Source organism: Leuconostoc sp. XM4, assembly GCF_055698815.1.
In genome coordinates this window covers 966,753-988,081 of sequence record NZ_CP134507.1, presented here as the reverse complement: position 1 = coordinate 988,081, position 21,329 = coordinate 966,753, and the positions used below count along the sequence as shown (strand labels likewise).

General features: G+C 34.7%; 23 protein-coding genes, 2 pseudogenes and 1 riboswitch. Of the genes and pseudogenes, 4 read left to right on the top strand and 21 right to left on the bottom strand.

Annotation, left to right across the window (positions count from 1 at the left end; translation table 11 throughout):
* Positions 1 to 24: 24 nt before the first annotated feature.
* The 6 genes and pseudogenes from RHP64_RS04955 to RHP64_RS04930 form a co-directional block, all read right to left on the bottom strand.
* Positions 25 to 432 carry a hypothetical protein gene (locus RHP64_RS04955; protein WP_025268106.1) on the bottom strand — a complete coding sequence of 136 codons (408 nt, stop codon included), beginning with the start codon at positions 430 to 432 and terminating at the stop codon, positions 25 to 27.
* Positions 416 to 640, bottom strand: coding sequence for a helix-turn-helix transcriptional regulator (locus RHP64_RS04950; RefSeq protein WP_025268105.1), 225 nt, complete (start codon positions 638 to 640; stop codon positions 416 to 418). Before RHP64_RS04950 ends, RHP64_RS04955 begins: the two co-directional genes overlap by 17 nt.
* A gap of 104 nt (positions 641 to 744) precedes the next feature.
* Entirely contained in the window at positions 745 to 1,908 is a 1,164-nt protein-coding gene (locus RHP64_RS04945) for an IS30 family transposase (RefSeq protein WP_025268104.1), read from the bottom strand.
* Between the two features lie 104 nt (positions 1,909 to 2,012).
* A pseudogene (locus RHP64_RS04940) lies at positions 2,013 to 2,422 on the bottom strand (hypothetical protein).
* 200 nt (positions 2,423 to 2,622) lie between these two features.
* Positions 2,623 to 3,093 (bottom strand): MarR family winged helix-turn-helix transcriptional regulator, encoded by a 471-nt coding sequence (locus RHP64_RS04935; protein WP_025268102.1) that lies wholly within the window; start codon positions 3,091 to 3,093, stop codon positions 2,623 to 2,625.
* Positions 3,077 to 3,511, bottom strand: a complete 435-nt coding sequence (locus RHP64_RS04930) for an SRPBCC family protein (RefSeq protein WP_025268101.1) — start codon at positions 3,509 to 3,511, stop codon at positions 3,077 to 3,079. The genes RHP64_RS04935 and RHP64_RS04930 overlap by 17 nt, the downstream gene beginning before the upstream one ends.
* Before the next feature lie 536 nt (positions 3,512 to 4,047).
* Here RHP64_RS04930 and cls point away from each other — a divergent pair.
* Positions 4,048 to 5,493, top strand: a complete 1,446-nt coding sequence (gene cls, locus RHP64_RS04925) for a cardiolipin synthase (protein WP_051394927.1) — start codon at positions 4,048 to 4,050, stop codon at positions 5,491 to 5,493.
* 17 nt (positions 5,494 to 5,510) lie between these two features.
* Here the strand turns inward: cls and RHP64_RS04920 are convergent, their stop codons facing one another.
* The 3 genes from RHP64_RS04920 to RHP64_RS04910 all read right to left on the bottom strand — a co-directional run bounded on the left by RHP64_RS04920 (position 5,511) and on the right by RHP64_RS04910 (position 8,390).
* Complete coding sequence (locus RHP64_RS04920; RefSeq protein ID WP_025268099.1) at positions 5,511 to 6,335, bottom strand: alpha/beta fold hydrolase; 825 nt, start codon at positions 6,333 to 6,335, stop codon at positions 5,511 to 5,513.
* A gap of 566 nt (positions 6,336 to 6,901) precedes the next feature.
* Entirely contained in the window at positions 6,902 to 7,753 is an 852-nt protein-coding gene (locus tag RHP64_RS04915; RefSeq protein WP_025268098.1) for a PhzF family phenazine biosynthesis protein, read from the bottom strand.
* Between the two features lie 226 nt (positions 7,754 to 7,979).
* On the bottom strand, positions 7,980 to 8,390 hold the full coding sequence (locus RHP64_RS04910) for a GNAT family N-acetyltransferase (RefSeq protein ID WP_038534130.1): 411 nt from the start codon (positions 8,388 to 8,390) through the stop codon (positions 7,980 to 7,982).
* A 139-nt stretch (positions 8,391 to 8,529) separates the two neighbouring features.
* Here RHP64_RS04910 and RHP64_RS04905 point away from each other — a divergent pair, with 139 nt between their 5' ends.
* Entirely contained in the window at positions 8,530 to 9,039 is a 510-nt protein-coding gene (locus RHP64_RS04905; RefSeq protein ID WP_025268096.1) for a Type 1 glutamine amidotransferase-like domain-containing protein, read from the top strand.
* 50 nt (positions 9,040 to 9,089) lie between these two features.
* Positions 9,090 to 9,245 (top strand): hypothetical protein, encoded by a 156-nt coding sequence (locus RHP64_RS04900; RefSeq protein WP_164907644.1) that lies wholly within the window; start codon positions 9,090 to 9,092, stop codon positions 9,243 to 9,245.
* 608 nt (positions 9,246 to 9,853) lie between these two features.
* Here the strand turns inward: RHP64_RS04900 and tenA are convergent.
* The 3 genes from tenA to RHP64_RS04885 all read right to left on the bottom strand — a co-directional run bounded on the left by tenA (position 9,854) and on the right by RHP64_RS04885 (position 12,623).
* Positions 9,854 to 10,522, bottom strand: a complete 669-nt coding sequence (gene tenA, locus RHP64_RS04895; RefSeq protein ID WP_025268094.1) for a thiaminase II — start codon at positions 10,520 to 10,522, stop codon at positions 9,854 to 9,856.
* Positions 10,523 to 10,524: 2 nt separating this feature from the next.
* Positions 10,525 to 11,790, bottom strand: coding sequence for an acetylornithine deacetylase (locus tag RHP64_RS04890; RefSeq protein ID WP_025268093.1), 1,266 nt, complete (start codon positions 11,788 to 11,790; stop codon positions 10,525 to 10,527).
* A gap of 88 nt (positions 11,791 to 11,878) precedes the next feature.
* A riboswitch (TPP riboswitch) is annotated at positions 11,879 to 11,967 on the bottom strand.
* Between the two features lie 143 nt (positions 11,968 to 12,110).
* The gene (locus tag RHP64_RS04885; RefSeq protein WP_025268092.1) at positions 12,111 to 12,623 is read right to left on the bottom strand and encodes a DUF6622 family protein; all 513 of its coding nucleotides are present in this window, start codon (positions 12,621 to 12,623) and stop codon (positions 12,111 to 12,113) included.
* 457 nt (positions 12,624 to 13,080) lie between these two features.
* Between RHP64_RS04885 and RHP64_RS04880 the strand changes: the two genes are divergently transcribed.
* The gene (locus RHP64_RS04880; protein WP_025268091.1) at positions 13,081 to 13,716 is read left to right on the top strand and encodes an NAD(P)-binding oxidoreductase; all 636 of its coding nucleotides are present in this window, start codon (positions 13,081 to 13,083) and stop codon (positions 13,714 to 13,716) included.
* Between the two features lie 138 nt (positions 13,717 to 13,854).
* Here the strand turns inward: RHP64_RS04880 and RHP64_RS04875 are convergent, their stop codons facing one another.
* From RHP64_RS04875 to RHP64_RS04835, 9 genes and pseudogenes are all read right to left on the bottom strand, one after another.
* A complete protein-coding gene (locus tag RHP64_RS04875) occupies positions 13,855 to 14,277 on the bottom strand; it encodes an Hsp20/alpha crystallin family protein (protein WP_025268090.1) in 423 nt (140 codons plus the stop codon).
* A 152-nt stretch (positions 14,278 to 14,429) separates the two neighbouring features.
* Entirely contained in the window at positions 14,430 to 16,250 is a 1,821-nt protein-coding gene (gene spxB / locus RHP64_RS04870) for a pyruvate oxidase (protein ID WP_025268089.1), read from the bottom strand.
* Positions 16,251 to 16,502: 252 nt separating this feature from the next.
* Positions 16,503 to 16,754, bottom strand: coding sequence for a hypothetical protein (locus RHP64_RS04865; protein ID WP_014324711.1), 252 nt, complete (start codon positions 16,752 to 16,754; stop codon positions 16,503 to 16,505).
* Positions 16,741 to 17,121, bottom strand: a complete 381-nt coding sequence (locus RHP64_RS04860) for a hypothetical protein (protein ID WP_014324710.1) — start codon at positions 17,119 to 17,121, stop codon at positions 16,741 to 16,743. The genes RHP64_RS04865 and RHP64_RS04860 overlap by 14 nt, the downstream gene beginning before the upstream one ends.
* Entirely contained in the window at positions 17,114 to 18,436 is a 1,323-nt protein-coding gene (locus RHP64_RS04855) for a Y-family DNA polymerase (protein WP_025268088.1), read from the bottom strand. Before RHP64_RS04855 ends, RHP64_RS04860 begins: the two co-directional genes overlap by 8 nt.
* Before the next feature lie 103 nt (positions 18,437 to 18,539).
* Entirely contained in the window at positions 18,540 to 19,190 is a 651-nt protein-coding gene (locus RHP64_RS04850; protein WP_025268087.1) for a YczE/YyaS/YitT family protein, read from the bottom strand.
* Between the two features lie 212 nt (positions 19,191 to 19,402).
* Positions 19,403 to 19,822 carry a Type 1 glutamine amidotransferase-like domain-containing protein gene (locus RHP64_RS04845; RefSeq protein ID WP_242490539.1) on the bottom strand — a complete coding sequence of 140 codons (420 nt, stop codon included), beginning with the start codon at positions 19,820 to 19,822 and terminating at the stop codon, positions 19,403 to 19,405.
* A gap of 409 nt (positions 19,823 to 20,231) precedes the next feature.
* Positions 20,232 to 21,016: pseudogene (locus RHP64_RS04840) on the bottom strand (alpha/beta hydrolase).
* Positions 21,000 to 21,245, bottom strand: a complete 246-nt coding sequence (locus RHP64_RS04835) for a hypothetical protein (protein WP_014324705.1) — start codon at positions 21,243 to 21,245, stop codon at positions 21,000 to 21,002. Before RHP64_RS04835 ends, RHP64_RS04840 begins: the two are co-directional and overlap by 17 nt.
* Between the last annotated feature and the right edge of the window lie 84 nt (positions 21,246 to 21,329).

The following is a 21,329-nucleotide window of genomic DNA, read 5'->3' as shown; positions in this document are numbered from 1 at the left end:
GACTTGAAAAGCAATTGGCAGTATTTAATTATCTCGGTATCGGTAGTGGTTTTCATAAATTAAAAGACCTGATACAAATACAGCGATTACTGTCCCGCAAAGAAAAGCCAGTAAAATATGCTTTGGCAATATAACCATAAAAAATAAGCTACCAATAATAAATATAAGCATGAAATAAGACAATAGTTTTAAGTTTGACCTTTTTGGCTTATCTTCAATGCTTGCAGTGACATTAACTGATAGAAATGATAGCGTCATTGTACCGACGATTAACGCAGTCCAGATCGGATTACTGGCACTAATTGCTTTGTCCATATTTTTAAAGCTTTGATAAATTAACATTAATATAATAACGGCATTTTCAACGAGAAAGGCTATTTTAAAATTTTTGATTAATTGTATCTTTAAACGTTCATCAACGACTTTTTTCATTTTCAAAATCCCCCTGTTTTAACCAAAAAACTTCATCAAGCGTCTTATTCAGTCCATAACAAATTCTCAAACACAGGCTGATTGTTGGATTATACTCACCTTTCTCAATTAAGCTCATTGTTTGACGAGTAACGCCAGCAATATAAGACAGATCCCTTTGAGATATTTCAGCTTCAACTCTAAATTTTTTGACATTGTTTGTAAGCATCACAAATATCCTTTTTAAGTAATGTATATATTACTTAAGTAAATTATATATTACCATTTAAAAAAGTCAAGCTTGAAACATTATTTATTGCATACTGCTGAGAATTAGTTTTGTTTGCTTTGTTTTAATTTTCTTTTCTCATACGCACGACGATACCTTTGCATTGTTTTATATTCCTTATCAAACAACTCAATTGGACTCTTACCTTGTAATGCTATTCGCATTGGCATGGCATTCATTTTATCAGCCACTTCATCTAGTTGTCGTTGCTTCACTGGCTTAAAACTGGTTCCTTTGGGAAACCAATCACGCAGTTTACCGTTGCGGTTTTCGTTAGAACCTCGTTGATGTGGTGATGATGGTGTGCAGTAATAGAGCTTAATTTTAAGCTCTTTTTGAACGTATTCTAAAAAATCCCAAGAGATAAATTCAGACCCGTTGTCAGCCGTAATCGTTCTTACCACTTTGCCATAACGTTCATAAAATAGTTTAAACGCTTCAATCATATCTTTCGATTGTTTACTTTTAACTTTAATCAAGGCGTAGAATCTAGTCTTTCGTTCAACGACTGTCATAATAGCGGAGTGGTCTTGATATTGACCGTTGTTTTGTTTCATTGGTAACACTAAATCAATTTCCCAATGACCAAATTGTTTACGTTTAGCCACAACTGGTGAACGATCATAGATGGAATGACGTACCAACTCACCACTTTTTTGTAAGTTTTCTCGTAAGCGAGCAATCTCTCGTTGGCGTGCCCGTTGGTTTTTAGCTAACTCACGTTGTTTGGGAGAACCATCTTGTCGGTGATATTTATGGGTACGAATATTAATTAGTCCTCTTTTTGACCAATCTCGAATCGTTGAGGACGATACTTCCACATCTTGCACGTTGCCGGCAATCTGTTCTGGCCTCCAATATTCTACATTAATCCAGTGCTCAATTAGTTCCTTTAATTCCGGAGTAAGTAATAGCCCTTGTCCCATGCGAAAGCGCTTTTTAGTCACAATGTATTGACCACGTTGCGCCGAATACTTAATCCGTGCATGAATGCTCATTCTTAATAAAGTGTGACGGTCTAGATTAGAGAAATCCAGGACATTGCCACGGTCTAATTCACGACTAATCACTGACGGATCATACCCTAATTGACGACCAATATCAGTTTGTGAGAGTTGTTCATTATTCCACAAATGTTCGATTAAGTAGCGCTGATTTTCGTTTAATCGAGGTTGTCGTCTCCTTTTCTTTGGTTCTTCTGCTGTTATTTAATTTTTTATTCTCCTTTGATCAGTAAACTACAATTTCAGACTAACAAACGTTTATAACATCAAGATGATAAACGTTTTAAAAATTAATAGCCTAATATGACCTATCGTGAGGATTCATAAAATTGTTTTTTCGCTTGTTTTAGTTTAGATTCAACCAGATTTATACCATTTTCACTATTAACATCATGACCATTTAATAAGTTGGTCAAGTCACGGTATTCAAAGGTTAAAGCAATACTGGTTTCAATTAAAGTTTGTACTTGTTTATCTAGTTCTTTACCGAAAATCAGGACATCGCAAAAGGTTTGTGATGTCCTGATGGAATGTAACGATGTAACTTCATTGACATCTGGAGTGTATTTTGGAAGTTTGGTGCGCCAGGTTTAAACTCAAAATTCTGACGATCAGATGCTAGAACGGTCAATAATGATTGATAAGTGTTCCTAAATCCTTGTAGTTGAGCGATATAGTTTTCTAGTTGGTCTGGTTTTAACCATATTTTTTGTGTCATTGTTTATCCTTTCAAAATTTAAATATAAATAAAAAAGTCAGCACAATTTGATTTGTGCCAACTTACTACTTTATACATCATAATTTATTAATAGTTAAAGCAACCTTGAAAATTCTCTCGATGGCTACAAATTAATATTAAAAAAAACACTAGTCATATTAAACCGTGTTTTTTATTCTTGGTTAATAAATAATACTTTATTACTTATCCGTGATTGAATTAGTGGTTATTAGTAATTGTAACATATTATTAAATTGACTTTTCTCTGTTTTTAGAACAGAAAAGAAACTTTGATCTACTTTCTCAATTATCGGTAAAGTTTCATTGACAATATCCAACCCCTTTGGAGTAAGTTTTATAACTTTTGATCTGGTGTCTTTTTTTGAAGCTTTACGTGTAACAAAACTAAATTTTTCTAAATTTTTTATAATTACTGAAACCGTCATAACATCAATATCAGAATGTTTTGCAATATTCACTTGATTAACTTCATCATTGTATTGCGTCAAATAAGCTAGTGTTGACAAAACAATAAATTGCGGGTGAGTTAAATTGTATTTACGTAATTCATTTTTTATACGTGTGTGCCATAAGTTATAAACTTTTATAAATGAGAGGCCTACGGAATCAACCGCGTTGTCTTTAAATTCGGAATTAAATTTTTGAGTCATTGGTAGCAGCCTTAATAAGTGCAAAAATACTTGCTGGAACATCTTCAAATATTTTTGAAACGAATTGTAAATCATTAATTTCGGGTTTTCTGTTTGAAGGTATGAATTCAACAGAGTGCGTTATTGATGTTTCATTAGCATTGGTAGCACGCAATTCGTGAATGAAATAGATTTCCCCTACATTCGAAATAGTCGTTTTATCAATAAAAGTTTCTTCAGGAATAACTTTAACTAGTTCAAATACCATTGTTGGCATATTGACTAATTTCATGCTGCCTTTAGTATTAGTTTCAAACAAACCATCTAAAGAAATCTCTTCTAAATCATTTTCCCAAGTAAACCATTTGTTGACGTCAGCATATAATGCCCATAAATTTGTAACCGAAGTGTTTGCTTTCTGCTCAAAACTATATTTCATTTTTTCTTTTCCTTTTTATAAGTGTACATATAATATAAACTATTACTATATATTGTGTCAATAGTTTCGATACAAGATATCACACGATACCCTTTTTAATTTGTTCTTTTTGACAAACAATCATGAACTTCAATTGTTTTTGACATAGTTCGTTGCTAATGCTAGTAGACTGTTTTTCAATATTGATAAGTGTTCTTGAAATCTATCGTAGTACTAGATTAAAAAAACCAAATTACAAAAAAGCACTACACCCTTTACTAGTGCTTTTAAATAAATGCCTCGTTTAAAGAATGATCAACTAAACCATTTGTATACCATGCTATAATTAATAAAATATAATAGTAGTCAAACTTAGATAATAGACAACAATAAAATTATAAATGCAACTATTTAAAATGTTTAACTACTCTTAACAGAACGGATTATCGTCGGATTAACCATAATAAAAATTGGAGATAAGTTATTTTCTTATGCTAAAAAACAACCTACCACATAGATTTATTTTTTCACTTATGAAACTCATCTTTGAGACTTTTATGATTTTGCTTATTGTTGTTTTATTAACTAAATATGTGCCGTATTTTAGTGTTGCAATTATAATATCAGAGTTTATCGTTGTCGCAATAATTATAAGTTCTGACCAAAATCCTGAATTTAAAATCCCGTGGCTGCTGTTAGTCATTTTAGTCCCCATTTCGGGAATGATGATATATTTTATTTTTGGTAAACGAAAACTTTCTAAAAAATACACAAAACGAATGGACGAAGCTAACGAACAGTTGCTGCAACATACTGAAGGCAAAACACTACGGCAGCCTACTGAGTTTAAAGTACAATCATTAGTCAAGTTAATTGAAAAAACCTCTGGAAATCAAGTGTATCAAAATACCAAATTAACCTACTTCCCGCTCGGAGAAAAAATGTGGGCACAGCTACTAATTGATTTAGAGACAGCTGAAAAATTTATTTTTGTTAATTATTTTATCATAGAGACAGGACAATTTTGGGATAGCATTTTAGATATTTTAACTAAAAAAGCAGCAGAAGGCATCGAAGTTAGAGTGATGTATGATGATATTGGCAGTTTTAAGACATTACCGAGTGATTTTAAAACCTTGATGGATCAACGCGGCATCGAGATAACACCTTTTGCACGTTTTACTGGTGATGCAAATAGTGATGTTAATAATCGATCTCATCGTAAAATGTTGATTATTGATGGTCAAATTAGCTATACAGGTGGTATTAATATTGCTGACGAATATGTCAATCTTATCGATCGTTTTGGACACTGGAAGGATACAGCTATCCGTCTAGATGGATCGGCTACTAATGAGTTGACTAAAATGTTTTTTGTCGACTGGTACACTAATAATATGTCAAGTACGCTTAATATTGAGCAATATTTATTAGCAAAACCAGTTGAATCTGAAGGTTTTGTTTTACCTTTTGGCGATGGACCAAGTCCAATCTATAATTATCGTGTCTCTAAGCTTGCGTTAATTCAATTACTGTCAACATCACAGCGTCGCGTTTTAATAACTAGTCCCTATTTAATTATAGATGATGAATTAGCCAATGCTTTTCAGTCAGCAGCGTTACGAGGAGTAGATGTTAACATCATCACTCCAGGTATTCCAGATAAAAAAATAATTTACGCGATGACACGCGCAAATTATAATCGGCTGATGAGCTCAGGCATCAAAATTTATGAATATACGCCAGGATTTATTCATTCAAAATATTACATTTCAGATGACAATGTCGCTATTATCGGTACTGTTAATTTAGATTATCGTAGCCTCGTACACCATTTCGAAAATGGCGTGGTTTTGACAGATAAATCCACACTAAATGACATGATTGCTGATTTTAAACAAACTTGCTCCGTTTCTAGTCTAGTTACACAAGACAAACTAAAACAAAGTATAGCGCATCGATTAGTTAATCTGACTTTGCGAGCATTTAGTCCGTTACTTTGAAAATAAATAATATTGAGTCAATTTTTAAAATACTTAAGAATATAAGACAAAACCAAAGCTGGTTGATCTTCCTGTACTAAATGTCCCGCATTCCCAATTGGAATTAAGGAAGAACTTGGTATCATTTTATTAAGTTTTTTGCCTTGCTTTATGGGTATCCAATTATCTTCTTCTCCCCATAACAAAATAATTGGCTTTTTTATATTGGAGTACAATATTTCAACTTCATCCGTATATTTTTGACTTGATTGAGCTATTTGCTGGTAAAAGGCCTTTTTCCCTTCATCATTCAACCAAGGTTTTTTAATTCCTTTTAAAGTTTCTACATCCATTTCGCTATAAGTAGCACCAGTAACATATTTTTCAAGTACAGCTTCGTGAATATAGTTAGGTAAGCCATTGAAAGCCGACTCATTCAAAGCAACATGAGAAAAAAACGGTGATCCCCAAGGTGATACAGCAACTGGATCAATCAATAATATTTGATCAAATTCTATTTTATTCAGCAGGTATGTTCGTAGAACTGTAGATCCGCCGAAATCATGCCCCACAATTTTAGGATTAGTAAGCTTCCAGTGCTTTACTAACAAAGATAAAATTTCATTTTGTACACCCAGAGATACGTCACCTACATTTTTTTCAGATTCACCATAACCTAACAAATCGTAATAATACACGGTGAACCATTGGCTCAAGGCAGGAATTAATTTACGCCAATTAAATGATGACCAAGGGGTACCGTGCACTAGTATGAGTGGTTCTCCAGAACCTACCACGTTGTACTTAATTTCTCCAAAAACAGTTTTAAAAACTTTGTAGGGTTGTTCGTATCCGTTTGTCATGTATGCTCCTTATTTAAAACGTCCAAATATAATCTATATTACATAAACATTGTTAACTTACAATTTAAATACTACATTCAACTATAACAAAATTTTTCATTTTTATTGAACGGTTTTTCCCAATGGTTATATAGTTGCTTCTTCTAAACTTACAATAACTTTAGCAATGACTTGTAAGTTTAATTGCCACGAAACACTGGTTGAAATTCACTTTATAACATGTTCAACATAGTTCGAATTAGTTTCTTGACTACACCCTCCCTAAGTTTGTTAATCTATCGATTATTTGTGTTCGTTTTTAGCTTTATTCCAAACCAGGCTATGTTAAAATTTGACGATAACATGATAAAATCACTCCATTTTTAATCAAATCAATGGGTCAAAAAAAGACAATCGCTTGCCTTTTTCATTCCTTCTATAAATAGCAAATTACCTTAGTACCTGAATAAACACAATAATCAATATAACTGTGAATACAATAGTTAATCCTAGTCCGATTGGGTTTCTGGGATTGATTGACAGTGCTTATCAATGCTTTTAATTTATATTCCTGAAATTGTATAAGATTATACTGACACAGATTTTTTTTCAACTAAATACCCATAACCACCAACAAATACGGAATCGATGATGTCATCATGACTTTTTAAATTAACAACTATGCGTGATGGGCTATTCAAATGATACCCTTGTTCAAAAATATATTGTGATTTTTTTTCAACATATTTAAATAAGTAGCAAGCCAATGCGCAGTTGGAAGTCCCTGTTGCGGCCTCTTCATCAATATCGTATAGAGGCGCGAAGTTTCTACAAACTGCCGTGATACTGCTCTTTCTTCCCGTTAGTGCAAACGCATGGACACCAATAACGTCCTGTTGTTTACTCAATTCTGTCATAATGGCGAAATTGGGATTTAATTTTTCTAGGTCTACAGTTGATTTCATTGGTAGTAAAATATCTCTTAAACCTGTAGAAACAATTTGAGTTGGTAGCGTATCAAGAATTGAATCAGTATCTAAACAGCCAATAAATTCATCCGATGCTATTTCATTAAAGAATATTGGCGTCTTTTGTTCCATGAATACCATCCCATCTGGGTCAATATTTATTGATAACAAACCTGATTTTGTTTCTATCGTATACTCACTTTTAGTTAATTTATTAAGTAAGTTTAAGATTGCAAACGTACCTATTGTAGCGTGCCCACAAAGTGGCACTTCTTCAGTAGGCGTAAAATATTCTAAACGAAAGTCAGCCAAACTTGATTTTGTTATGAAAGCTGTTTCAGCATACCCTAATTCTTTGGCAATTGCCATTTTTTGAACTGAAATCAAATCGGGCCTATCAAAAACTATTCCAGCTTTGTTACCACCAGAGCTATCTTTGCTAAAAGCACTTGCAACATAAACCTCAACCATATTTCATTTCCTTCTTTACTTATCTGTATAATTACTTGTTTCAGTGATTGTACAGATAAAAATATTTAATTACAATAGTCTTTTGTAATTTTTCTAGTCGCTGCTCCAAGTCTGAGGATATATATCTAATGCTCTAGTTGATCTGGACTTAAGCATATTTTACTTAATACAAATGTTACTTTTTGTTATTCTTATTTATAATAAAATGTTAACTTGATTAATAAATCTAAAAGGGTCTGCGTTTAATTAAAAACGCATTATTAACATGCTCAAATTGATTTTTTTGATAATACGCTATTGCAGAGGGCGCAGATAGAAGTAGTAACGAAACATCTGGTCCTATTTCTTCACGAACTTTCTGAATTAATGTGTGTCCAATCCCTTGTTTCTGATAGGATGCATCTACAGCTAAATCAGATAGATAACAAGCATAACTGTAGTCAGTCAATGCTCTAGCTACCCCAATTAATTTTGAGTCATCCCACGCTGTCCAAAGCATGTTAGAGTTCTCCAACATCGTATTTAAACGTTTTAAATCACTGACGGGTCGATGTTGAATGCCCGACGCTAAAAAAATACGAGATAGTTCTTCCGCAGTAATCGCCTTTTCATTAGAAAAATATATTTCATTTGTCATTTCGAACATCCTTTTTCACTATTATTTATAATAATATATATTTTACTATATTTTATAAAAAAAGCACCTCAACGTAAAAGTATTACAACATCAATTATTGATTTAGTGTTTGTTAGATTCTTTTCTTGTTCAGCATTTTATGGACTTCAAAGTAAATGCTGCCAATGCATCGAGGTTGATAATCAAAATACAGCGTTTTGAAAAATGTTATAATAAGCAATATCGATATGTGCCTAATGAAGATACGGACACCGTTGTCCATAAAATTGAACAAGCTGAAATACTTTTTATAACCGGTGGGAACACGTTTTATCTTTTGCAGAAATTAAAACATAAAAATTTATTACCTTTGCTTACTGAAAAAATTAAAAACGGTACGCTCTACATTGGTGAATCACCAGGAGCTATTAGTTTAGCCCCTGGTATTGAATATAACAAAATTATGGATAGTCCCAAAGTGGCTTCATATTTGATTGATTATAGTGGTTTAGGAATTACTGATTTTTATACTTTGCCACACTATATTGAACGTCCCTTTACAAAAACAGTACAAGAAACTTATAACGCCTATCGAAAAAAACTTAATTTAATACTAATTAATAATCATGAAGCGATCATTGTAACTGATACAGGTTATAGAGTAAACTAGATGACCAACTAAAATTAGACTAATATATCAATTCTATAGGAGCATTTTTAATGAATAAAGAAAATTTTGAACAAGACTCTCATTTAATTGAGTCTACATTTCATCCTGAACAAAGATTTGCATTCATAAGCATCAAAGGTACGTTATTACTTATTTTTTTAGTCATCGTTGGCTTTTTTGTATTACTTTTAACAGGCAACTTTTAAGTATACCAACATATTTATCGAGACCAAGGGACAAGTTATTTTAAAACTGGGCTGTAAAAGTCTCTTTAATATGCTATATTAATTCGTTTTTAAATCAAAAGGAAAAGAGAAACAAATAATGATTTTTATTGTCATTTTAAAAATAGTAATTTCAACATATGCGCTGCTAATGATGACTGCATCAGTAAAAGGATTGAGATCGAAAAATTTTTGGGGGAATGTATTGAATATTACCAGCGGACTGGCTATGTTATATTCAAATTTCATAGGTTTGGGATCGTTTAAAATAGTGACTATTATTGGGCTAATTATTTTCCAATTAACTGCTATTCTCAACGGTTTGCAAAACAAGTCGTTTCATTTCAAACATCATATTGTAAGATTACTTATTACATTAGTTCTTATTATTTTAATCGTCTCTCTTACATGATTCACAGTGATCACTTTATTTTATTGACACCAGGTTTTGTTCCATGTACGCAAATCATTAGATTCAGCAGAACATAATGATTGTTGATATTTAGACCCTGTAAGTGGCTTTTAATAAATAAAGGATCGAATTATAAAAAGCACAGCCCACCAAAGCTGTGCTTTTTATCTGTTTTTGTTTACTGCACAAGCCATTTTTCTTCTTGATAAGCCATTTCCCAAAAAAGCACTTCATATCGCAGAGCGTTTTTAAAAATACTCGTTAAGTGTGTTCGTTGTTCAACAGTTTGTTTCGCTGTCATACTATCAAACTTTTGAATTAGCCATTTAGTCAGTGCGCTAAATTCAGGTGAGCTATACATCTCGATCCATTGACTATAAAGTACGTGTTTGGAACCTGGCGAGTGAGATAAGCTTTTGCCAATTGCTTCATAGCCCCACATACAAGGCAACAATGCTGCCAAGAGTTCTGCTTGTCCGCCAGTTTGAGAAACTGACAATAAATAATTTGTATACGCCAAAGTTGTTGGGGCTGGCTGTGCTGATGCCAAAGTTTCCTCACTAATGTTAAATTGGGCAGCATATTGCCGATGAAGCGCCATTTCATCCGTTAAGGTTGAATGAAGAATCGTTGAAAATTGCGTCATGCTCTCTAGGTCTGTACTTTTAAGCGCACCTAGAGCAAATATCTTGGCATAATGAATAAGATAAACATAATCTTGTATCATATAATATTTAAATTTCTCCACGGGTAAAGTACCCTCACCAATTTCTTGAACAAATGGATGTTTTAAATTAGCTTGCCAAACATCGCTAAGTTCTGTAAGAATTTCTTGACTAAATACCATTATTACTCCTTTTTAGTATGTGTCCACTCCGCAATAAAATGTGCTAAAGATTGACTGTACCGCACCAAACGCTCAATTGAAATGCTTTCATCAACAGCATGCGCATTATTTAAATCACCCGGACCATAAATGGCAGCCGGAATGTGCGCATCACCAAACCAGCCACCATCAGTGACACTGGTCGAAAAAGAGATGTTAGTCCTAGTTCCAAATGTAATCTGGTGTGACTTTAATAGTGATTGAACTGCAGCGTGGTTTTCATCTATTTCTAGTGCTGGGAAAATTTCACCTCGATCTTCAATCATAGAAGTCCCACCCCATTCAAAAATAGGTAAGTGATTTTGTAACCATGGATCGGCTTGCGCTAAACGAGTTACAAAGGATTCAATTTCTTTAGTGACAGATTGATAGGTTTCATTGGGATAAAAATGGACTGTTATCCATAAACGCGCTTCATCTGCTACGAAGGCTGCATGTCGTCCACCCTCAATCACTGCTGGATTAATCGTATTTGTACCAGCAGGAAACCCTGGGTACACCTTATTTATTGCCCAGTCACGTTCTAGCTCTTGTAAACCAATAATTATCTTGGCCATCTTCTCAATAGCGCTTGCTGCTCGCAAACCACCACCAGCATGAATCATTTTACGACGTAAGCCATCGTGATACGTTTGATCACTTTTAATTGTTATCCATCCCGTGATAACACCGCCTTGCCCTTGAACCTCTAAGTCACTTGAGTCTGTTACGAGTGCAAAGTCTGCTGTATAACCATGATCAATGGTTGATTTTGTGCCAGCTTCACCAACTTCCTCACCAATAACGGATTCAAATAATACTTTCCCTGGTAAAGAAATGTTTTGGTCATGTAAAGTTTTTAAGGCGAACAATGCCGCTGCTAGTCCACCCTTCATATCTGATACACCACGACCAATTAATCGATCATCCTGAATAACAGTCTCAAAAGGTGAAAAAGACCATTGCTCATCAGGGTTTAACGAGGCAACGTCAATATGTCCATTAATAATCAAGCTCTGATATGTCGAATCACCGTTTTTGGTTCCAACCACAATGTCATCGTTGTCATATAATGCCCATTGATCAATATCAAATCCTAAAGGCCGTAAGTAGTCAGCAACAAAATTTTGAGCCTCACGTGTGTTACGCGCTGGTGGCGCTGGGGTCTCAAAAGCAACCAACTGCTTTACCAATTCTAATAAATCATCTTGCTGCGACGCAATTTGTTGAGTAACTTTTGTTAAATCCATGCTTTACCTCCACAAAAAAAGCACTTTTGTCAGCGGACAAAAGTGCTCAAAAATTGCTTTAAATATGTATTGCTAACAAGTTACTGTTGCATCACACAATTCACTTTCCTCCGCTGGCATTATCCATCTCAGGTTCAAAGGGTTCTTCTCAGCCAATTGGCGCCCCTAGTTATTTACTATTCAATTATTAACCGAGTATATCTTATTTTGAAACCTCTGTCAAAAGACACGCGTAATTACTTACATGAACCTTTGTTTATGTTTTACGGTTACGATGGTGTAATTGAGCATGATCTTGGGAACTGGAATATCTCCTTTCACTATGACTTCAAAAATTGTTTCTTTGCCGTAAGCGTTTTATAAATGCCGCCAAAGAATAATCCAACTGTGAACCCAGAAACAATACCATAAAAAATGTTGAAATTCATCTGAGTGTAAAGTACTGGATGGATAGCGAGAATAACGTTTAGAATATATTTTACTAGAAAATTGGTTAGCATAATAACTAAAGGTAAGGTACTACCCTCCTGAATTAATTGGCCATCTTCAACATAAAAAGATCGTCGCATATAAAGTAAGTAACTGAACAAAAATCCTAAAATCAATGCCACCAGGTAAAAACTCAGCAAAGTATTTGGAGAAGCAAATTTGTTTACTACTGTATTTAGACCCCAAATAACGAAAATAAAAGGCATTATGATTGATCTTCCAATAGAAGCAGGACTGTCATTTATTAATGACGTACCTCGTTTAATTAGTATAATTAAAACAACCCATACCCAGAACGGTGTGTTGTTAATGATTTCGAAAATAAATTTTAGTATATCAGCCATGATGATACTTCCCTTCTTTACATAAATTTTGGTTAGTGTGAAATGACAATTTACACAACAAACAAACCGGATCAACAAAATTTCTACATTAGAAATATCTTTCAACACTCAATATCATACTGAAAAATATAACTGTTGAGATAAGAATTACGACAAGAGGTAAAAATACTTGACGACGGGTCAGTGTGTAAATGTAAGTGGTGACCATTTATATGTAAGGGAAAAAATCATCATCTATCTGGAGGGGAAAGTCAAAGGATTATACAATTGTCTCGTCCTCAAAAATCATTCACAAAATCTTTTTATCGTTCTTTCAAAAGTGAACACCGTATTTAATTCTTAAGCCAGTTATTCATTTTCTAAATGAAAGTGCTTAGCAACACAAAAATATAAATTATGTTAAACTCACATATAGTAAGGTATGTTCAAAAATGAGCCTAATTTGAGGAAATAAAAAATGAAAATATTTGTTATTGGTGCTAATGGTCGTGTTGGTCAAGAGTTAATCAAGCACCTGATTAATCAACATCACGAAATCATAGCTGGATCACGAAACCCCGAAAGGACAATGAAACACAAAAATATCACTGCGATCAATTTTGATTTACATGATGATATTGAAACCTTATCTCAAAAAGTTGAAGACATTGACGCAATTTATTTTGTAGCCGGATCGCGCAATAAAGACTTGTTACAAACAGATGCTTTTGGTGCAGTCAAGTCAATGAATATAGCTGAATCGAATGGTGTTTCTAGATATATCATGCTGAGCTCAGCATATTCACTTGAACCTAATAAATGGCATAATCCAGCAATGGCTGATTTGATGAATTATAATATCGCTAAATTTTTTGCGGATAATTATCTTGTGAAACAAACGAAACTTAATTATACGATTTTACAAGCAACTGCACTCGTAGACATACCAGGAACCAATAAAATTAGCTTGAATGATAAGGCGCTAACGAAGAATTCAATTCAAAATGTTGGCGCAACATTAGCGGACATTTTGAATCACAATTCAACAATAAATCAAGTTATAAAAATGAGTGATGGTGATACACCTATATTTGAAGCTTTAGAAAGCATCTAATAAGTCATGAAGTCTTTGATATAAGTGGATGCCCAATACAAAAAAGCTCATCCATCCGGACGAGCTTTTTTACTTGTATCAATTAATGCCTCAACGGCTAATACAAAGGACGAATTAATAGAAACACCGAATTATAGATCAGTCAATCTTAATATTAGTACTTGATTGTTCAGTTGCTTGCTTAGGCAATTCAACGCGCAATTCGCCATTTGCGAATTTTGCTGTAATCTTGCTTGAGTCCACCCCTGGCAAATAGTAAGCACGGGACACAGATCCGTATGTCCGTTCACTCTGCAAAATATTACCGTCATGATCAGTGTGATCCTTGAATTCATCACGTTTAGCACTAATCAAAAGTTGGTCATTCTTGTAATCAATGTTGATGTCGTCTTTGTTTACCCCAGCTAATTCTGCAGTAACGGTGAAACGATCCTCTTTCTCAATCACATCAGTCTTGATCGACTTTGGTAGTAAACGTTGATCGGACCAAGGATGCATAGCCTGATTCATAAAATCAAAAATATCATCAGAACTAAAACGTTGCATTAAATTGTTTGACATATTTACACCTCCATCAAAATTTTTATGTCTACAACTATGTTATAGTATCGTCTATAAATTTTGTCAAATGATACATACTAGTTAGCATTATAGATTGGATTGGTGGTGGCAAGGTATAAACAAAATGCATTTAAACATCAAAACGTATCTTGTTAGAAACTGTACTTATTGTCATTACTGTCTTTAATATATTTTGAAGTTAGTCCCTCTGATTCCAAATACTCACGGAATGGGACGAGTTCCTGCGCTTCGTATTTTTCTTTATAAGCATTAACAGTTTCTGCACTATACAAACTTTTATCTAACTTCAATGTTTCAACAGGGATTGGACGATCCTTAGTGATTTTTGCATCAATCACCACGACACGGCCTTTACCATAATAGCTAAGCGCTTCCTGAACGACGCGATCAATATCTTCAATGCGACTTACTGTCAATCCAATCGCCCCTTGGGCTTCGGCTATTTTGGCATAATCAACATCTGTAAAGTCAACGCCGAAGTTGTAGGTGTTAGTATCTTCGTACTTATTTTTGATGAAGCCATATTCCGTATTGGTAAATACAACATTGATGACTGGTAAGTTGTAGCGAACATTTGTCACAACATCTGGATATGTCATTGAAAAGGCACCATCACCTATCAAATTCCAAACTTGACGATCTGGATAAGTGTTCTTGGCACCAATACCTCCCGGTAGACCAATACCCATTGACGCAAACAATGGTGACGTGCGCCACATATTTTTAGGTGTCATGTGCAAATGACGAACTGATAGCTGTGTTACGTTACCAACATCAATTGAGAAAATAGCGTTATCTGCTGCATGCTCATTAATTGCATTATAAACTTGGTAAGCTTGTAGGTCGCCCTCGGTCTTTTTTTCAAGTTTGGTCATATAATCGCGCCAGTTCTGTATATTTTTAATGTTAGCCTGCCACCAAGATGATTCTGAAACCGAGGAAACCTTGGCAAGTATTTCATCAATTGCTTCACCAGCATCACCGAGGATGGCAACATCATTTTGATGGCGTTTACCTAGCATTGCAGGATTGTTATCAATTTGGATAAACTTGTCAACGTTACGGAATGTCCCTTCAACTTCTGAAAATGGGAAGTTTGTTCCAACAAATAATACAGTGTCAGCTTCGAGAACAGCTTCGTTGGCTGGCTTCCACCCTACTCGGAAATTTGAACCTGCAAAGGCCTCAAAGTCCCAGTCAAAAGTTTCAAAGTTTTTACCGGTCGTGATAATGGGCGCCTTTATTTTGCGAGATAATGCTTGTACAGCTGAGCCATGACCCATGGTACCCACACCAGCATAAATAACTGGTTGTTTTGCTTGGTTTAATAGTTCAACAGCAGCATCAATATCAGCATTATCGACAGGTGCTGATTTGTATTCTTTATACTTTGGGCCTGATGAATACAGTGGTGTTGAATAAATCGAATTGGCATCAATTTGTGAAAATCCAAAATCTGCAGGTACTTCAAGAACAGCCACACCACGCTTGGCAATCGCCGTACGGATTGCATCATCAACCAAATGAGGCAATTGTTCGGCAGTAGCTACGCGACGATTGTAAACAGCGATACTTTCATACATTGGATTTTGATTTAATTCTTGGAAGGAATCCATGTTTAATTCACGAACTGGCTTTGACCCCAAAATTGCTAATACAGGCGTATTATCCATAGCTGCATCATATAAGCCATTAATCAAATGAGTAGCCCCTGGACCACCTGATCCAACAGCGACGCCTAATTTTCCACCGAATTTCCATTGCATCACGGCAGCCATTGCAGCAACTTCTTCATGTTTAACTTGCAAAAACTTAATATTATTTTCAGGATGTCCCATAGCATCCATCAACCCGCTTAATGTTCCGGAAGGAATACCATATATAGTATGAACAGCCCATCCTTCCATGACCTTCAAAGCTGCTAACCCAGCTGATATTTTTTTATCTGACATTCTAACCTGGCCTCCTAAAAACAAAAACGTTGTAAGCGCTTTCATTATGATAACTAAATTGTATATCAACTAGGATAGAATATCAAATTAGTGAAGTAGCTAACAGTAATACTCGGATTTGAAGGAGCAAACATTATTCAATTAATTATTGTAATCACCCTATCTACCGAGGCTGAAGTGTTTATAAGACGAATAGTATAGAGCATATTGAATCTAAAAACAACTTTAGATGATAATTAATTCACGAATAAATTAGTTGGTGTTAACCGTCAGGCCAGTAGCCTGATGAATCATTGTCGCTAACTCTGGTATTTGAGATCGATATTCATCATTTAAACGAGCAATCTGCTGTGAATGAGTCGCATGTCCAATCCGATAATATTCAAAGAACACATTAACTTTTTTAGCATATCGTTGATTAACCAATCGTACTTCATAAATAGTATTAGGTTGTTTAGTGAATAAAGAATTAATCTCTGCGATAATATTTTCAATTGGATTCATTTTTTCTTACCACTGTTCTAATGTCTTCAAAGGCTATGAATTGGTGGTCAATATAGACACCTAATTCGGAAAAACCATTTATTAAACCAGTCACATTAGGGATCAGATTTCCTTCGTTATCTTTAATATTTTGTTGAACGGTTACGGCATGATAATTAGCAGAAGCGTGTCGTAAAATATCTTGCGCATCATTTAGTGATATTGCGGGTAATTTCTTAGTTATTGTATTTCGTTGAATGCCCTCTTTGGTTAAAGAAGAAGTGTGGTCGGACAGAAAGTAGCCGTTCCATTTAATTTTCCCTCGTTCTCGGTAATCGTTTTGGAAGTAGCGATTGATTATCGTAGTGAAATCATCATTGTCAGTCATAACTGTTGCCTCCGTTGTGTCCGCCAACTAAACTAGCTCGGTTAATGGCTGTTCCACCGACTTCTTTAGACATAGCCCGCATCAAAGCTGTAGTACCAAAGCGTTGACGAATTTCGTCGACAACTTGATCAATTTTGTTTGTTTTAAGGATGTGTTCAGGTTGTTCAAAAAGATTAAGCTGTACTCCAGTATCATCAACTAGGCCACCGTAATCAATCCCGATGTGTCTAATAATCTCGCCTCGCCAGTGCTTTCTGAAGAGGTTGATCATAACAGCCATTAATGCATTGGTATCGTTGGTGGGACTAATACGACATTGTTTTCTAAAGCCATGTGATTCTTGTTTCTCACTTTCAGAAAAAGAATAACCAATAAACAAGCTAACTAAGCAAGTTTGCTTTTGGTGGGCACGAATTCTTGTGGCAACTTGATCCGCCATTTCTCGAATCACGATTTCAATCTCAGCTTGTTGGCTGTAATCACGTGGTAAAACTTGAGAATTACTATATGATTTATTTTTGGGCCTGATTGTTTCAGTCAGCTCAGATCGGTCAATACCCCAAGACAAAGCTAACAACTGTTCACCCATTAATCCCAGTTTCGAACGAAATAGATATGGATCTTGGTGAGATAAGTCATACATTGAGTGAATACCCATCAAATTTAGCTTACGCGCAGTTCGCGAGCCAATACTCCAAACATCAGTTAGTTTAGTAATTGGCCATAGCTTCCGTGGCACATCTTCATAATGCCAGATTCCTGTCAGATTCTTAGCATGTTTGGCTTCAATATCAAGCGCTAATTTGGCCAAGACTGGTGAATCACCAATACCAACAGTTAAATAGATACCTGTTTCTGCCCGAACTTGCTTTTGTATTTTGAAAGCAACTTCTGCTGGTGTTTTACCAAATAGTTGCCAAGAATGTGTCATATCAAGGATGGATTCATCAATGGAATATGGCAATAAGTGCGCATCATCAGTGTATTGTCGATAGATGTTATTAATACGTAGATTTTCTTGAATATAAAGGTTCATTCTCGGATGAGCAATCACTAAGTCCGGACAAACAGGAATATCACGTTGTCGGGTAACATTAGTGATACCCAGTATTTTCTTGGCCATTGGTGAAGATGCCAAGACTAAGCCGCCGTTGGTATTTTCTTGTTCTGACATCACAACAAGTAATGCTTTTAATGGATTGTAGTTACGTTCCACACACTCAACACTGGCATAAAAGCTTTTAGAATCAATCATAAATATCACACGTCGTTCCTCTTGCGTGTAGTTGTATTCAATTTTCTGCTTGTTTACCATATGCTGTCTCCAAAACAAAAGCTGTATAATTCATTATACGAACAAACGTTCTGTTTGGCAAGAGGATAAATTGTATTTAATTTTTGAATGACGAAACGCACAACTAAAAGCTGTGCGTTTTTTGTATGTGGTGTTTTATTTTTTTAAATAGCTGACGCCAGTATTGTACAATATAGCCAGTTAACGTGGCAATCAAAAAAGTTCCAATACCCAGTGGCCCACCAAATATAATGGCAACTACAAAAAAGAACAAATCTTGAACAGACCTTGTCAGACGATAACTGGCCCATTTCTTTTTGTTGAACAATGGCGCAACTGCATCGTACGGGGAAACACCAAGATTTACACTTGTATATATGCCAATTCCTAATGAAAATAAAAACATACCAATGACAAATAAAAATATGTTTTCAAGATAAGAAAAGCATCCAAACCAACGCCCAACTATAGGTTCAAACTTCGGTGTAAAATAAGCGATAATGTATCCTGGTAACGACATATTGATTAATGTTCCGATGCCAAACTGTGTTTGATCGAAAAACAAAATGCCAAGGAACAATAGCGCATTAAATGCAAGCTGATAGTTCCCTAAATTCCAATGGAAGGTATCTGATATACCAACATCTGCTGCTGTTGCTGGATCAATGCCCATGTTCGCCAAACGGAATAAAACAATCCCAAAGGCAATGATAATGGTGCCAACAATAGACAAACAAAGACGAAAAGAATACGATCTTAATTTTTTATTGAACAAATTCTTTTCCTCAACTTATTATTTATAAGTAAAGTTTAAATGGATGATAGTGAATTGTCAATTAATGATTCGAGTTCTGTATTGAGCGTATCTGTAATTTTTTCAGCACAACCCCTGTTCCACTATTCTTTAAAAGAAGTTGAGTATAACGCGAAAAGTTAGGATTTTGAGATTAAATCGTTATTTGATATATAGGGTTTCCAATTCGGTATTTAATCAATCAGAACTTTATCTTTGCAATGACACGATAAGGCTTGATCATTATTAAGCCTCATGATTTTAACTCCAGTTGTATTTTCATACGAAGTTAGTTTTTTGTCAATATCAGCATCACGCGTTAACATTTCTTTGAAGTGCGGGAAAATTGTAGTACTTGTTAAGTTCAAACCTGTTAAATCTGTATCATTAAATTGGTTATCCTCTGGATAAAGATATTGCAAATATTCGATGGAAGGTCCCATTACAATTGATCCAGCACTTAGCCCAAAAATTGGAACCCCAGTCCTACTAATGTCTTTTAAAATATGGTCAGCACCACTTTTTTTCAAGAAATGTAGTAGATAAAATGGATAACCACCATTCAAGAATATCAAGTCATAGCCATATAGTTTCTTTGCACTTTCAAACTGCACATCAAGAAAATTAACCTGATCTAGTCTAAATTCTAATAAATCATTTCTGATTTATTGCATTTGTGGATGCTTCTCTTTTTCTTCTGGTCTAGAAGTAGATATAATACATGCTTTACTAGAATGTTCTATATTAAGCAATCCTAGTGCAGCACGTTTGATTTTATCTGTTGAGAACCCGTAAGCAGTCAATAGTAGTTTATTCATTGCAGTTTTACGCTTTCTAACCCATGATTATGTCATAAAAATAATATTAAGTGTAATTATAGCACCATTTCAGACGCTAAGAGGCCATCGAATGGGAGAAAGTATTCATTGTAACAACAAAAATGTAATTGTTCGTAAAATAAAAAAATCCTGATAATCAGGATAAGACAACTAGGTTAACTTTTATGATTTGAAATTTAAAGATCTAAATTTTGTTACGAATAGTCGCAATTGTACTTTTCCAAATAGGTGTTTTCGGATCAATCAGGTCGAAATGATTTGCTGATTCCATAATTACATAGGATACATCATCGCCTAAATTCTCAGCTTCAGAACCAAATTTTTTGGTCATTTTTGGATCAACGTCCGCGTCATCCAAACCATGAACCATTATGATGGGAATGCCTAGGGGAAGAAGCTTATTGGGTGACACCGAGTTGATATCACTTGATCCTATAATGTTTGTGACTAAGTTTGGTCCCTCCTTAGTTTCAAAACGTTTTTTTGCGTCCTCTAAAATAGAAATACCTGCGAGTGAAACAACCAGTGTTGGTGCTATTTCGAGAGGAATCAATTTAGTATCGTTTTTTAAGCTTTGATTAAAAATAGTAGCAGTACTCCAAAGTGCGAGGTGACCTCCCGCTGAGTGCCCCATTAGGATAACACGCGAAATATCAATAGGATACCTTTCAGCTAGCTTTTTAACAAAGTTAATGCTGTTGATAACATCATTGTAGGTGCTGGGAACCCACCGTCTAGCTCACCTAGACGTCTATGTTCAATATTCCAAGTAGCAAAACCTAATTGATTAAGATTGGTACAAATTGGATTGAGTTCTTCTAAGCCATATTGATTCAACCAAAAGCCACCATGTATTGTTACAACAATTGGTAATTTCTCCTTTTTGCTTTGTACGGGAATACAAAGATCGCCAAATTGTGATTGTGATCGACCATAATAATGTTTTGATTGATTAATTGTTTCGGACATTATGCTTTTTAAAACCTTTCAAAATATATGTATCATCAGTGTCTTTTAATTTTTGGTGTTTTCCAAGTAAATTACCAAACCATTCTTGAGTGCAAATACTCATATCTAACAACCTCTCATCAAAATGGATCTGGGTGGGCTTACGTGGAGAAAATCCAGTAAACCAACTGCCGTAATCTTTTATTTTTAAAGGTCTAATAACTAATTTATCTTTCGAAATTACTGTCATTCTAAGTGATATTTTCTATTAGAACTATTGTATTAGTAACAGTAAAGTGTTGGAACATTTACGTAACAATATAACATGAAACGA